Origin of the sequence: Citrobacter sp. Cm046 (assembly GCF_030333065.1) — a bacterium.
GTDB lineage: Bacteria > Pseudomonadota > Gammaproteobacteria > Enterobacterales > Enterobacteriaceae > Citrobacter > Citrobacter murliniae.
Genome location: NZ_JAOWGP010000044.1, coordinates 392,867 through 406,635, shown reverse-complemented (window position 1 = coordinate 406,635; position 13,769 = coordinate 392,867). Strand labels below are relative to the sequence as shown.

The following is a 13,769-nucleotide window of genomic DNA, read 5'->3' as shown; positions in this document are numbered from 1 at the left end:
ACAGGGGCATTATACCTGACAATATAGCCAGCACGAGAGGCTGGATTTAGGGCGCCTATAACTAGTTCCAGCAGAGGCAATATTTTCAATGCCGTAGGCGCCCAATCACCTACCTTAAGTATCATTCATCAGCAAGGCGAATTACGACTTTGCCAAAGTTTTTCCCTGTGAGCAGGCCAATAAACGTTTCCGGCGCATTTTCCAGACCGTCGGTTATTTGTTCACGATACTGGATCTTGCCTTCTTTAACCCACCGCCCCATCTCTTGCTGAAATTCATAAATACGATGGCCGTAATCCTGACTAATGATAAAACCCTGCATCCGAATACGTTTTTTCAATATTGTTGCCATCAACAGCGGTAACCTGTCAGGACCAGTCGGTAACGCCGTCGCGTTATACCCACTGATCAGGCCACAAACAGGGATTCGCGCTGAGGTATTGAGTAACGGCAGAACTGCGTCAAAAACTTTGCCACCCACGTTTTCATAATAAATGTCGATCCCCTGCGGACAAGCCTGCGCCAGCTGTTTTGCGAAATCCTGCGCATGGTGATCGAGACAAATATCAAACCCGAGGACTTCTGTCGCATGGCGACATTTCTCCGCTCCGCCAGCGACACCCACTACCCGACATCCTTTGAGCTTACCGATTTGCCCAACGGTTGCGCCAACAGGTCCGGTTGCCGCCGCAACCACCAGCGTTTCTCCGGCTTTAGGCTGTCCGATATCGAGCAGGCCCATATATGCCGTAAATCCTGGCATGCCGAGCAGGCCAAGCGCCCATGAAGGATGTTCAGGGTTGTCGCCTAATTTTACCAGTCCACTGCCATCGGAAATATCGAAGTCCTGCCAACCGCTGTAGCTCAGGACCCATTCCCCCGTTTTATAGTCAGGATGATTCGATGTGACCACCCGGCTTACGGTGCCTCCTACCATGACTGCACCAATCTCAACCGGAGGAGAGTACGACGGTTCCTCGCTCATGCGGCCACGCATGTAGGGATCAAGAGACAGAAAAACGTTGCGCAGTAAAACCTGCCCTGCACCAGGAGTCGCTACGGTATCCTCTTCAAGCCGGAAATTACCCGGTACTGGCGCACCATGCGGACGTGAAGCCAGTACCCAGCGGCGATTGCGTTGCATTTGTTGACCCATTGATGTTCTCCTCAGCTTTTGGCATGAATCCATCAATAGTAGTTCCCCTCCGGTGGAGATGCTTTCACATTAATTGCCTGCATGGTTTAACCGCACAACCAGGTAAACGCAGGATTGCGAGGTTTCATTGATAAAGCGGCAGTCATTCGGTGGACCGAGTTCCAGGCAATCACCCGCTTTCATTTCATGTCTCGTGTCTCCTTCCACAAACACTAACTCCCCCTGCTGCAACCAGATAAGCTGTCTGGCCTGCACATAGGAAGAGGCTGGCATCGGGATATCACTGCCGGCGGGCAATTCAATCTGCACCAGATCAATGGGCAGATCGCTTCGCGGGGAGACATGGCGGCGCAAATAGTGGCTTTGCGGATCGTGCCAGACAGGCTGATCGGCGAAACGCAGTAGTTTCCCCTCCTGCATTTCAGCACGCGCAATCAGCGTAGACATGCTGATGCCAAAAGCGCCGGACAGTCGTCCCAGCAGCGTTGCTGTTGGACTGCTTTCTCCACGCTCAATTTTATGGATCATCGCCCGCGACACGCCTGCGCGCTCAGCAAGCTCGGTCAGCGACCAGCCGCGAGATTCCCGCTCAACGCGAATTCTTGCACTGATCCGTTGATTTATACTGTCTTCAATAGTATTCATATCGTAATACTATAGTGAACAACGCCTGAGGTTCAACATGTCAATTCGATTCGCCAGCAAAGAAGACTGCACGGCCATTGCAGAAATCTATAATCACGCAGTACTCCATACGGCAGCTATCTGGAACGATCAGACGGTCGATGCCGAAAACCGGATCTCATGGTACGAAGCCCGACAGTTGATGGGATATCCAGTGCTGGTGAGTGAAGAGAATGGCGTGGTTACGGGGTATGCCTCCTTTGGCGACTGGCGTAATTTTGACGGATTCCGCCATACCGTCGAACACTCGGTGTATGTGCATCCGGATCATCAGGGAAAGGGTCTGGGACGGGCGCTACTCAGCAGGTTAATTGATGAAGCCCGCGCATGTGGCAAACACGTGATGGTGGCGGGAATTGAGTCACAGAACGAGGCATCTCTGCACCTGCACAGCACGCTAGGTTTTAAGCTGACCGCGCAAATGCCGCAGGTCGGAACCAAATTTGGTCGCTGGCTGGATTTGACTTTTATGCAACTACAACTGGACGATCGTAGCGAACCGGATGTGCGCGAATGAACCAGACGCTGACACTCTCCTTTCTGATTGCTGCAGGCATCGGTCTGGTGGTGCAAAACACCTTAATGGTGCGTATAACTCAGACCTCATCGACAATCCTTATCGCCATGTTGCTCAACTCGCTGGTGGGGATCGTGCTGTTTGTCAGCATTCTGTGGTTTAAACAAGGTGTGGCCGGATTTGGCGAGCTGGCCTCCAGTGTGCGCTGGTGGACGTTAATTCCCGGATTGCTGGGGTCTTTTTTTGTCTTCGCCAGTATTAGCGGATACCAGAACGTGGGCGCAGCCACCACCATTGCGGTACTGGTTGCCAGCCAGCTGATAGGCGGTCTGGTACTGGATATACTGCGCAGCCACGGCGTACCGCTACGTGCGCTGGTGGGGCCGGTTTGTGGTGCGGTGATGCTGGTAGTTGGCGCCTGGTTAGTGGCGAGACGTTCGTTTTAACTGCCGGATGGCACTACACCGTTCCGGCCTACAAATAACACGAAAATGCAGGCCGGAACCACTCTGTTCGTCAGGGTATCAAAGGATAGTACCGCCTTTGGTCAGTTGTTCACGACGAACTTCCATATCCTCTTTATATTGACGCCCATGGTGCGCGATAGCCGTTCGCAAACGCTGCTGCTGGGTGTAACGCTCTTCCCGGCTTAGCTCTGCATCATCGCTGAGCGCAATCAGCAGTTCATTCATATGCGTAATAACGCTCTCTCCAATGGCGGCGTCGACACGTGCGCTGACCTCATCCAGGTGCGACATACTTTCTCCTTAACACATTAATTTAGTTTTGCTTTTGAAAAATCACTGCCCATCAGACTCACGCTGTATCCGCTGACATTGCTGCGCGTAGCATAAAACGTCTTACCGTTTGCCAGCGCTATCCATGGTGCCTGCTGGTAGAATATCTCTTGCGATTGCTGGTAAAGCGCGGCGCGATCTTCCGGTTTGCTCACCAGTTTCGCCTTTTGAACCAGGGAATTATACTCTTTATCACACCAGCGCGCGGCGTTTGATCCTGTTTTAATACTGTTGCAACCCAACAGTACATCGGCAAAGTTATCAGGATCCCCGTTGTCAGACATCCAGCCAAACAGCGCGGTGTCATGCTCACCCTTGCGCATTCCAGACAGGTATTCTCCCCACTCGTAAGAAACGATTTTCGCCTTTACGCCGACTTTCGCCCAGTCGCTTTGGATCATCTCGGCGATACGACGGGAATTCGGGTTGTACGGACGTTGAACCGGCATTGACCACAGCGTCGCCTCAAAACCGCTCTCCAGCCCCGCCTGCTTCAGCAACGCTTTCGCTTTCTGCGGGTCGTAATCATAATCTTTCAAATCTTTATTGAAGCCCATCATATTCGGTGGGATTGGTGATTTTGCCACCGTGCCAGAACCTAAAAAGACGGCATTGATAATCGCTTTTTTATCGGTAGCGTAGTTCAGCGCCTGACGAACCAGCACGTTATCAAACGGTTTTTTCTCGGTGTTAAACGCCAGATAACCGACGTTCAGCGCATCGACAGAATGCAGTGTCAGGTCGCTATTTTTCTTAATTTCCACAAACTGCACTGGCGCAGGCGCGGGGATAATCTGGCATTCGTTGGTTTGCAGTTTTGCCAGTCGCGTCTGTACGTTTGGCGTAATCGAGAAGATCAGATGCTTCGTCGGCACCTCGCCATCCCAGTAGTTCGGGTTAGCCAGATAGCGGATTTGTGAATCCTGCTTGTACTGTTGCAGCACGTAAGGTCCGGTACCAATCGGCCAGTTATCGACGTTTTCCGGGGTGCCTTTTTTCAGCATTGCATCCGCATATTCAGCGGAAAGAATGGATGCGAAGTCCATCCCCCAGTCGGCCAGAAATGCCGCGTTTGGTTCATTCAGCACAAACTGGACATGGTAATCATCGACCTTCTTCACTTCTTTGATCAACTTGTCCAGCCCGACATCGTTGAAGTACTCATAGTTGCCCTGCGATACTTTGTGATACGGATGATCGGCATCTTTCTGACGTAATACCGAAAAAACAACATCATCAGCATTGAAATCGCGGGTGGGTTTAAAGAATTTATTGCTGTTGAATTTTACGCCCTGACGCAGGGTAAAGGTGTACGTTTTACCGTCCGGTGAAATTGTCCAGTCGGTTGCCAGCGACGGTACAGGGGTATTTTTTACCGGATCAAAATTGATGAGCCGGTTGTACAGCACCTGCGAACTGGCCACAAACGATGGACCGGAACTGGCGATTTGCGGGTTAAATGATTCCGGCGACGCTTCAGAGCAGTAAATAATGGTGTCAGTACTGGCCGCGAATGCAGCGCCGGTTGGTAATACTGCACTGAGTGCCAGCGCGAGCAACGTTTTCCTTGCAGTCATGGTTATAAGCCTTCTTATTTTATTATTAACACGATTATCAGAGCATAGCTGACAAAAACTGACTAATAACAAATCACTATCAGGTTATTCTAATCCGGTGTATTTCGCTGATTAATTCGACAGCACAGGTGGAATAATTTCCGTTAAGTCTTTTTCAGGACGTCAAGATTTTTCCCAATACTCTATGCCATGAAAATTCGCCCCTTTTTGCCTCTCTTCTGACGTTTGCTTGTTTTCATAACCCGTAAAGTAGATGTGTGAAGAAGTCTAAGGGATAACAACGTGGCAAAAACTCTCTTGCGCAGCGGCAATTTGGATGACTATCAGGCCGTGGGCGGCGGCGGTCAGGCCGTTTTTGATTCAGCATTGCAAATTCGTGAAACGCTTCGTTTGCGTAAACAGCAGGCGATGGCGGATTGTCTGGCAATTCCACAAATTAACGACAACGGCGATCGGGTTGACTGGTATTCCCCGATCGAGGGAAAAGCTGTCGCGTGGAAAGCCGCGGATGAAGACACACGTTTGCGGGCAATGCGTTATCTGGGAAGCACCCTGGAAAATGCGGCGGCCCTGAGTCGCAAAAGCCTGCAATCGGGTAAAACCGCACTGCAACTGTTTGGTTCACTGCTCGAAAAAGCGATTCAATTTCCGGGAGAGAACCACGTTTTTCTGGTTGATGGTAAGCCTGTCATTACGTTCTGGGGCTTCGTCAATCTAAACGAAAATACCCGTGATGATGTGCTCGATTGCCTGCGAGTCAGCGATGTTCCCCCGGTCGTGCCTGCCCCGGAGCCAGAGGCTGAAGAAGATGTCACGCCGGAAATCACCTTTGCCGAGGCCGATGCACCGTTGCTGACGCCGGTCGTTGAATTGCCTGAACCTGCCGAACCAGAACCGCAAGCTCCGGTCATCATTAGCGAACCCAAGGTTACACCGCCAACTGCACAAATACAGAGTAAGTCGACACGCCGTCTGCCGTTGTGGAGCCTTCCCGTTGCTGCGGTGATTGTCGCTGCCATAGCCGCTCCACTGTTGTGGAAGCAACAAGCTCCAGCACCAGCTGTAGCGGCTGTTGAGACACCTGTTGAGGTCGCAAGAGTTGACAGTAAACCGTTGCCAGAACTGAGATCGGTGTTGCCGTTGCATCGGGCGGAAGTCACTCCAGCAGCCAAAAATGAAAAACCCGTTGACGGTCCCGTTGTTATTGCCGCCATCCCGAAAGATGCGTTGGTCATGGACGCCAACCAGATGAAAGCGGGTACCACACGTTTCCTTAACGGAAACTGGCGCGTAATGGTCGATGTTAAAGATCCGGTCAGCGGCAAAGCGCCATCACTGCGTTATCAGATCCAGACTAATAAAGGCACTGCACGGGTTGTCCATGGCGACAATATTGTGTGTCGTGCAGAGATTTTCTCTGGCCTGCACCAGTCGGGCGAATTAATGATTAAGAGTCGCGGGAATGCACGATGCACTGACGGCTCGCGTTATCCGATGCCTGAAATCACCTGTAAAGCGGGAACCAACGATGTTGCGGCCTGTACCGCGCGTTATGACGATCACGCTGAGATCCCACTGACTATCAAAAAAATAGGTGCCTGATTTTATGTTGGTCAATCTGTGTGATTACAAACAGAGCGTAACGCTCATCGCTAATAGCGGCGTGCAGTTTCTCGATTTCGGACTGACTCCGCAGGAATCCGCTCACCACGGTCGTTTCGTTCGCAAAACGGCAAACGGCCCACTGCTGAGGCTGGATTTCGATCTCACAACGGGACGCTATACCCTGCCAGGTAACACCGGCGGACAACCTGAGGTGGTGAAGCCGGAAAGTACCCAGACGTTACATTATTCGCTGGACGTACTCGATGGTGTCTGGTTACCCCTGCCGTTCCTGCGTTTTAACCCACCCCGCACGTTTGTCGAAGGCCCGGATAATTGGGCGCGCGTACAAGTGCGAAAGCTGGCGCAGCCAGACAGCGCAGGCAACACCCACCGCGTCACTATCGCGCTGGACAGTCAGCTTGCCGAACACGCACCAGCCGCATTGACGCCAAACGAAAACGACCTGCTTAACGGAACGCGATTTGCGCTGGCCTGGCAGGATAACGAAATTGCAGATTTCCTCGACCAGACCTGGATTGACGGCTGGTTGCGAGAGTCCTTCCTGCATCATGTCACGCAGGAAGAGAGCCGTTCAGAGCAGGAGATCCAACTGGCGCTGCGTAACTTCGAATATCAGGCGCACTGGCTGAATTTGCTGGCACTGTTAGGTGAACAGTTATCTGTCCCGGAAGTGAAGTTGGTCACGCATACCCTCAGCACCCCCGCTATTCCTGTCGATCTCATTTTAGATATCGGCAATACCCATACCTGCGGTGTATTGATTGAAGATCACGGGGATGCCAATGACGGTCTGCGCCAGACTGCTGAACTGCAGGTCCGTTCGTTAAGCGAACCTCAGTTTCTTAACGATCCGCTGTTCACCAGCCGACTGGAGTTTTCCGAAGCGCGCTTTGGTAAGCAGCACTTTTCCGTTGAAAGTGGCCGCGATGACGCCTTTATCTGGCCGTCTATCGTGCGCGTCGGCGATGAAGCCCGAAAACTGGCAATGCAGCGTTTGGGGACGGAAGGCAGCAGCGGGATCTCCAGCCCACGCCGTTATTTATGGGATGAAACGCCCGTTTTACATGACTGGCGCTTTAGTCAGATGAATGGCAAAACCCAGCGCGAACCGCTTGCCACGGCCTTTCCGTTAATGAATCTGATGAACGATGACGGACAACCGCTGTTTAGTCTGCCACAGGATGACCGGCTGCCAGTTTTCTCCCCGCAGTACAGCCGCAGTACGCTGATGACGCATATGTTGTGCGAGATTCTGGCTCAGGCTCTGGGGCAAATTAACAGCGTGGCAACACGTCTGCGCCTCGGATTCCCGGCCTCTCCACGCCAGTTGCGCACGCTGATCCTCACCCTGCCCTCTGCGATGCCAAAACAGGAGCGCGAGATCTTCCGCCTGCGCATGTTTGAAGCGATTGCCCTGGTCTGGAAAGCGATGGGCTGGCACCCGCAGGATGAAGATTTCACCACGCGCAAACAGCAGGAAAAGAGCGTGGTTCCCGTCCCGGAGATCCAGATGGAATGGGATGAAGCCAGCTGCGGACAACTGGTGTGGTTGTATAACGAAGCCATTTCGCATTATGACGGGCACACCGAATCATTCTTTAACGCTCTCTCCCGTCCGGATCGCCAGCCGGAGCCTGATGAAGTCAAAGGTCGCGCGCTGCGCGTCGCATCAATCGACATTGGCGGAGGCACAACGGATATGGCCGTCGTGCATTATCAGCTTGATGATGGCGTTGGCGCGAATGTCAAAATTACGCCGCACCTGCTGTTTCGTGAAGGATTCAAGGTTGCCGGCGATGACATGCTGCTGGATGTGATTCAGCGCTGTGTGTTACCTGCTCTGCAAACCCGGTTACAGCAGGCGGGCGTCACCGATGCCGCCGCACTGCTGGCTACGCTGTTTGGCGATTCGGGGCGCATCGACACCCAGGCAATTTTACGCCAGCAAACGGCGTTACAGCTCTTTATGCCGCTCGGTCATGCTGTGCTCTCCGCCTGGGAGCAGAGCGACATTAACGATCCGGTAGCAGGACTGCATGCCACTTTTGGCGAATTGCTGTCTCAACGTCCAACGCGCAATGTGATGAACTACATTCAACAGGCTATTGATCATGCGCTGCCGTCGGGTTCGCCAGTCTTTGACTTGCTGAGTGTCCCGTTACAGGTACAGTTCAGGCAGCTCCAGGAGGCATTGCTGGCTGGACAATTTACCCTTACTGCCCCACTGCACGCTGTCTGCGAAGCCATTTCACATTATCGCTGCGATATTTTATTAGTCACCGGCAGACCCGCCTGCCTGCCAGGCGTACAAGCGCTGATCCGTCATCTGCAACCGGTACCGGTTAACCGCATGATCTGGATGGACAACTACCGTGTACATGAATGGTATCCATTCAGTCAGCAAGGTCGCATTGGCAATCCGAAATCCACCGCCGCCGTTGGTGCAATGCTGTGTAGTCTGGCGCTGGATCTACGCCTGCCACGCTTTAACTTTAAAGCCGCCGATATCGGTGCGTACTCTACCGTACGCTATCTTGGCGTACTGGATAATACGGTCAATACGCTGCGTGATGAGAACATCTGGTATCACGATATCGATCTCGATAAGCCAGGGGCAAAACTGGATACCCGTCTGCACTTTCCGCTGCGTGGCAACGTGACGTTAGGTTTTCGTCAACTGGCTAACAGTCGCTGGCCCGCCACTCCGCTGTATACGCTCAGTATTAACTCTGCCGAACTGGCGAAAACCATTGCTGGCGATGGCGTCTTAAATGTGCGCTTACAACTACGCGGCGGTACTAAAGAGACAGGCCCGGAATTCTTTGTTCTGAGTGATGCCTGGCTGCAGGATGGCACACCCGTTGCCGCCAATGCCTTAACGTTAAAACTGAATACGCTGGCAGACCGTCGTCATAGCGGCAGCCATTACTGGATTGATAGCGGGAGCGTGTACCTGAAATGAGCAAGATGTTAAATACCGCACAAGCCGCCATCAAATGGGTGACTGAAACACGTCAGCGTACGACACGTCTTGATGATGAAGCGGACGCTCTGTTGGCTCAGCTAACGCTGACGGCAGTTAATGAATCTGCGCTAAATGCGGCATTAACCGCGCAAGGTTGTGTTGGATTATATGGACATTCTCAACCGGCGAAAGCGCATCTGTTATCCGCCCTGTGTAGCAATGACAATGGCAAACTGAACATCACCGCCCCGGACCGTAGTTTTGATTACTTTGCGCATATTAACCCCGGACATGCACCGACCAATATGGCGATCCGTTTTACGCGTAAAGAAAACCCGATTGATAGCGAATGGCCTCTGCGTCTACGGTTGATGAGTGAGGCAGAACTGGTACAACTGTTTATCGCGCAGTTCTGCTCATTACCCGACAACCGCCAGGTTGAGAGGTCAATCATTGAAGCACGACTGGAAAAATGGCAGACGCTGCGCCAGCGTCATCCAGTTCAGGGGGTTTCCGCACAAGATGTGGCGGCAATCGGCCGCTTCTGGCGAAACAGTGTTCCCTCCAGCCAGCAGCAAATTGACGATGCATTATGGCATCACTTTGCCACGCTACTTCCCGCACTGGATCTGACTACCCGGGCACACGCATGGGCGTTGCTGTGGGGGGAACAACCGGAGCTAACGCAGCAATGGCTGGCACTGGCACACACGTTGCAGCAGACCGGTCATGCGCAAGAGATAGCCGCGCCGCTAAGTTTGCTGGTCGACCATTTTGGTTTGCCCGCCGAAAACTTCCTGACCCAGGTAGCATTAACCGGAAGTGATGCACAAAGCGACGTGGTCGTTCATCCCATTGATAATAATCAGTTACTCAATGCGGTCAGCCTCTCGCTGGACTCCCTGGCCCTGCTAACGCGTGAACTGGTACTGACAGTTGAAGACAATGTGCTTGGCAATGTGGATCTGCTGGATATTCCTCTTGCACCTGATACGCACCCGCATCCGTTGTGGCGTGCAAAATTAGGCTGGATGCTGGAACATTACCGCCAGCATCTACAACCGGATGTCTTAGTGATCTGCAATGCCGTATCTACGCGTTCACAGACGCCAGCGATTACCCGAACGCTGCTGGGTTGGGTCAACGATACCCAACCGCTGCATGATGCCGCGTTGCCTGGCGTGGTATGGGCGATTACTCCCCAGGACGCACGTTTTACTACGCAGCAAAACCTGGATGAAGCCGTTCAACAATTAATGGGCAAACCCGGATTACACTGGGGCACGTTGCAGGCACTGGACAAACATAGTGTTCAGCGACTTGTTGAATGGTTGTCTCAGGCAACGTCACCGCACCAGCGCGAGGCCCGATTGACCTCCCTTCGCGAGCAGTACCAGCAGCGCATTCGCGAAACCCTGAACACCTGGCTGAATGTTGCTGATGAGGGATCCGGCGCGAGCGAATCAGTGATCCGCCAGTTACAGGCACAGGCGGCAAAACATGGCGAGCTGTTGGATGGTCTGCTGCCGCCAATGCGCAGTTTTGAGTCTCTGCTACGCATTCAGCAGCCACGGGAAGAACAGGTCAGTGGCTTATTTAATGAAGAGATCGATCTGTTTGCTGAGGTGCAGGACACATCGCATCAGCATGAGAATAAAGAAACCGGATATCAGGCGCATAAAATGTGGGTCAACCATGTACGTCAATGGTGCCGCAATGAGAATAATGCGCGACGTCTTCGCCTGGAACCCCGTACGTTAAGGCAGGTTGCCGACATACTGGTCACGACCAGCTACAGACTGCAGATGCCTCAGCAGTTACAGCGTATTATGCAACGCGAGAACGTCTGCGGGGCACAGTTGCACGCCGATATCGGCGATTTTATTACCTGGCTTGGCTATGCCAACGTAGCAGAGGAAAAGCGGCCAGCCAGCAGGATCCAAAAGGGTACGGCTATTTTTAGCGCGCCGGTGCAACAACCTATGTTCCGTCTGACAAAGCTGGATGAACAGCCACTGCATGGTGCAAGCCGTTATGTTTACGACTGGCTGGTTGCTCTCTACACTCGTGCTAATGAGAATGTGGGCTATCAACATCCTTCAGATATTACTGAGGCAGACAGGAAACAATTGCTCGCCTTGCTCAGTACCTGAAGCGGCGGTAACGCCGCCATCAAAAAAGAGAAAACAGGAGTGCGACGGGAAAACTCATCGGCCATGTCGCCCCAACTAACACCGCACTCAGAAAGCGAATACGCTTTTTATCGCGGGATAGAAACCAGGTGATGATAGCCGCGACTGCGGCCATCACCGCATAAAAAACCAGCATTTTTTGGTACAAAGACATTTGGGGCATCCAGGCCAGAGGGGAAAATCGCGCGCAATATGCTCTTTTTTATGACTCACATCAAGTTTTATTCATTTTTTTCAGAAAAACGCCTGAAAAACCCCCTGTTACCACAATGTTCAGAATGGGTACTATTGCGATTCGTCTTAACCCGTACTATACCCATAGGGGTTAAATCGAAAGGTGGCAAAAATGAATGTTTCCAGTAAAACTGTTGTGCTGATAAATATATTTGCTGCTGTAGGACTTTTCAGCCTGATATCCGTAAGGTTCGGCTGGTTTGCGTGATGTGATTCGTGTTGATTAATTGCAGCGCCTGCTGGCAGAGAGATGGCGTTCTCTCTGCCATTAGTATGTGATCTTCCCACTCCACCGCCATCCCGTAAATTATCCTTAATGCGTAATATCCCTAATCCTTCTGCGGCATTAAATAATAAAACCTGGCAATGTGTGTATGCTGTTCAGTAATGCATTTATGGGGGGAATTTGTGGTTCGGGAACAAGGTCCCGTTTAATGCGAAATTAGTCTGACCTCGCGGATAATTCCAACTTACCGCCGTCCAATGGCGACGAGGCCAGTGGCGCGCATAGTATAGAGACACGTTTGCCAATATTTAGCTATCCGTGCCTCTTTCACTGTTCGCGACTGAAGATTTTACTCGTGTTTGATCATCACATGCCGAACAACCGTGTAATCCTCCAGCCCGTAAACCGACATATCTTTGCCATAACCTGACTGTTTTTGTCCGCCATGCGGCATTTCACTCACCAGCGTGAAGTGGGTATTGACCCAGGTACAGCCATACTGCAGACGAGCACTTACCCGATGTGCGCGACCAACGTCCCGCGTCCAGACAGACGACGCCAGCCCGTACTTCGAATCGTTTGCCCACGCCAGCACCTGTTCTTCGTCATCAAAGACGGTCACGCTAACCACCGGGCCAAAGACTTCCCGTTGAACGATGGCATCTTCCTGCTTCGCCCCTGCCAGCAGCGTCGGAGCAAAATAATAGCCACCTCCCTCCACTTTTTTACCGCCAGTGATGACTTTGATGTGGCCAAGTGCTTTGGCCTCTTCTACTGCTTTTGCCACGCGCTCAAGGTGTGCTTTTGAACTTAATGGCCCCAGTTCTGTTGATTCATCATCCGGCGCCCCGGTTTTCAGGCTGGCGACAGCCGCGCCCAGTTTTTCAACCAGCGCATCATAAATCCCCTTTTGTGCATAGATACGGCAAGCCGCTGTGCAATCCTGTCCGGCGTTGTAATAACCAAACGTTCGCACACCATTAACGACAGCATCCAGATCGGCATCATCAAAAATAATGACTGGCGCTTTTCCACCCAGTTCCATATGTGTGCGCTTAATCGTAGGCGCGGTATGCTGAATGATGTGCTCCCCGGTCACAATGGAGCCCGTCAACGAAACCATACGCACTTTTTCATGTCCGGTCAGCGGATCGCCCACCGTTGCGCCTCTACCGAACAGGACGTTAATGACACCTGCCGGGAAGATATCTTTCGCGTATTCCGCCAGTTTCAGCGCCGTAAGTGGCGTAATTTCTGAAGGTTTGATTACCACGCAGTTACCTGCCGCCAGCGCCGGTGCCAGTTTCCATGCAGCCATCATCAGCGGATAGTTCCATGGGGCAATAGATGCCACCACCCCGAGCGGATCCCGGCGGATCATTGACGTATGCCCTTCCAGATACTCCCCGGCAGCCGACCCGTGCAAGGTACGAGCAGCCCCGGCAAAAAAGCGGAAAACATCCACGATGGCTGGAATTTCATCATTGAGCACACAGTGCAACGGCTTGCCGCAGTTGAGAGACTCCAGCTCAGCAAATGTTCGGGCATTGTTTGCGATGGTATCCGCCAGTTTAAGCAGGAGCTCCGATCGCACTTTCGGCGTGGTTTGTCCCCATGCCGTAAACGCATGGTCCGCAGCGCGAACGGCGGCATCAACCTGCGCAGCCGACGCCTCCGCAATTTCCAGGATAAGCTCTCCGGTCGCAGGGTTGTAAACTGGCTGCTTTTCACCTTCACCGCCGACCAGCTCACCGTTAATCAGTAATAAATGTTGCATAGCAATTTCCCATATTGT

General features: G+C 52.4%; 12 protein-coding genes. 6 read left to right on the top strand and 6 right to left on the bottom strand.

Annotation, left to right across the window (positions count from 1 at the left end):
* Positions 1 to 121 precede the first annotated feature (121 nt).
* Positions 122 to 1,156 (bottom strand): NADPH-dependent curcumin/dihydrocurcumin reductase, encoded by a 1,035-nt coding sequence (gene curA / locus OGX98_RS19855; RefSeq protein WP_286595820.1) that lies wholly within the window; start codon positions 1,154 to 1,156, stop codon positions 122 to 124.
* A 69-nt stretch (positions 1,157 to 1,225) separates the two neighbouring features.
* On the bottom strand, positions 1,226 to 1,801 hold the full coding sequence (locus tag OGX98_RS19850; protein ID WP_200010845.1) for a helix-turn-helix domain-containing protein: 576 nt from the start codon (positions 1,799 to 1,801) through the stop codon (positions 1,226 to 1,228).
* A 37-nt stretch (positions 1,802 to 1,838) separates the two neighbouring features.
* Here OGX98_RS19850 and OGX98_RS19845 point away from each other — a divergent pair, with 37 nt between their 5' ends.
* Complete coding sequence (locus OGX98_RS19845; RefSeq protein ID WP_045443085.1) at positions 1,839 to 2,357, top strand: GNAT family N-acetyltransferase; 519 nt, start codon at positions 1,839 to 1,841, stop codon at positions 2,355 to 2,357.
* Positions 2,354 to 2,803, top strand: coding sequence for a DMT family transporter (locus tag OGX98_RS19840; RefSeq protein ID WP_048221419.1), 450 nt, complete (start codon positions 2,354 to 2,356; stop codon positions 2,801 to 2,803). Before OGX98_RS19845 ends, OGX98_RS19840 begins: the two co-directional genes overlap by 4 nt.
* Before the next feature lie 78 nt (positions 2,804 to 2,881).
* Here OGX98_RS19840 and OGX98_RS19835 read toward each other — a convergent pair whose 3' ends face one another.
* Both OGX98_RS19835 and OGX98_RS19830 read right to left on the bottom strand, forming a co-directional pair.
* Positions 2,882 to 3,115 (bottom strand): YdcY family protein, encoded by a 234-nt coding sequence (locus tag OGX98_RS19835; RefSeq protein ID WP_048221418.1) that lies wholly within the window; start codon positions 3,113 to 3,115, stop codon positions 2,882 to 2,884.
* Between the two features lie 17 nt (positions 3,116 to 3,132).
* Positions 3,133 to 4,731: an ABC transporter substrate-binding protein gene (locus tag OGX98_RS19830; protein WP_286595819.1), complete on the bottom strand. Its 1,599-nt coding sequence runs from the start codon at positions 4,729 to 4,731 to the stop codon at positions 3,133 to 3,135.
* 282 nt (positions 4,732 to 5,013) lie between these two features.
* On the opposite strand from OGX98_RS19830, the gene OGX98_RS19825 reads away from it, so the two are divergent.
* From OGX98_RS19825 to OGX98_RS19815, 3 genes are read left to right on the top strand one after another with little or no spacing between them, the layout of a single operon-like run.
* A complete protein-coding gene (locus tag OGX98_RS19825) occupies positions 5,014 to 6,333 on the top strand; it encodes an SrfA family protein (protein WP_045443096.1) in 1,320 nt (439 codons plus the stop codon).
* 4 nt (positions 6,334 to 6,337) lie between these two features.
* A complete protein-coding gene (locus OGX98_RS19820; RefSeq protein ID WP_048221415.1) occupies positions 6,338 to 9,319 on the top strand; it encodes a virulence factor SrfB in 2,982 nt (993 codons plus the stop codon).
* A complete protein-coding gene (locus OGX98_RS19815; RefSeq protein WP_286595818.1) occupies positions 9,316 to 11,475 on the top strand; it encodes a virulence factor SrfC family protein in 2,160 nt (719 codons plus the stop codon). Before OGX98_RS19820 ends, OGX98_RS19815 begins: the two co-directional genes overlap by 4 nt.
* A gap of 19 nt (positions 11,476 to 11,494) precedes the next feature.
* Here the strand turns inward: OGX98_RS19815 and OGX98_RS19810 are convergent, their stop codons facing one another.
* Positions 11,495 to 11,668, bottom strand: a complete 174-nt coding sequence (locus tag OGX98_RS19810) for a GhoT/OrtT family toxin (protein ID WP_136345510.1) — start codon at positions 11,666 to 11,668, stop codon at positions 11,495 to 11,497.
* A gap of 192 nt (positions 11,669 to 11,860) precedes the next feature.
* Between OGX98_RS19810 and yncL the strand changes: the two genes are divergently transcribed.
* A complete protein-coding gene (gene yncL, locus OGX98_RS19805) occupies positions 11,861 to 11,956 on the top strand; it encodes a stress response membrane protein YncL (protein WP_071828932.1) in 96 nt (31 codons plus the stop codon).
* A 367-nt stretch (positions 11,957 to 12,323) separates the two neighbouring features.
* On the opposite strand, the gene patD is transcribed toward yncL, so the two are convergent.
* On the bottom strand, positions 12,324 to 13,751 hold the full coding sequence (patD, locus tag OGX98_RS19800) for an aminobutyraldehyde dehydrogenase (RefSeq protein WP_225760944.1): 1,428 nt from the start codon (positions 13,749 to 13,751) through the stop codon (positions 12,324 to 12,326).
* Positions 13,752 to 13,769 lie beyond the last annotated feature (18 nt).

Excerpts from the sequence above, each read along its gene's own strand:
- curA (WP_286595820.1), bottom strand. The coding sequence starts at position 1,156 with ATGGGTCAACAAATGCAACGCAATCGCCGCTGGGTACTGGCTTCACGT.
- OGX98_RS19850 (WP_200010845.1), bottom strand. The coding sequence starts at position 1,801 with ATGAATACTATTGAAGACAGTATAAATCAACGGATCAGTGCAAGAATT.
- OGX98_RS19845 (WP_045443085.1), top strand. The coding sequence starts at position 1,839 with ATGTCAATTCGATTCGCCAGCAAAGAAGACTGCACGGCCATTGCAGAA.
- OGX98_RS19840 (WP_048221419.1), top strand. The coding sequence starts at position 2,354 with ATGAACCAGACGCTGACACTCTCCTTTCTGATTGCTGCAGGCATCGGT.
- OGX98_RS19835 (WP_048221418.1), bottom strand. The coding sequence starts at position 3,115 with ATGTCGCACCTGGATGAGGTCAGCGCACGTGTCGACGCCGCCATTGGA.
- OGX98_RS19830 (WP_286595819.1), bottom strand. The coding sequence starts at position 4,731 with ATGACTGCAAGGAAAACGTTGCTCGCGCTGGCACTCAGTGCAGTATTA.
- OGX98_RS19820 (WP_048221415.1), top strand. The coding sequence starts at position 6,338 with ATGTTGGTCAATCTGTGTGATTACAAACAGAGCGTAACGCTCATCGCT.
- OGX98_RS19815 (WP_286595818.1), top strand. The coding sequence starts at position 9,316 with ATGAGCAAGATGTTAAATACCGCACAAGCCGCCATCAAATGGGTGACT.
- OGX98_RS19810 (WP_136345510.1), bottom strand. The coding sequence starts at position 11,668 with ATGTCTTTGTACCAAAAAATGCTGGTTTTTTATGCGGTGATGGCCGCA.
- yncL (WP_071828932.1), top strand. The coding sequence starts at position 11,861 with ATGAATGTTTCCAGTAAAACTGTTGTGCTGATAAATATATTTGCTGCT.
- patD (WP_225760944.1), bottom strand. The coding sequence starts at position 13,751 with ATGCAACATTTATTACTGATTAACGGTGAGCTGGTCGGCGGTGAAGGT.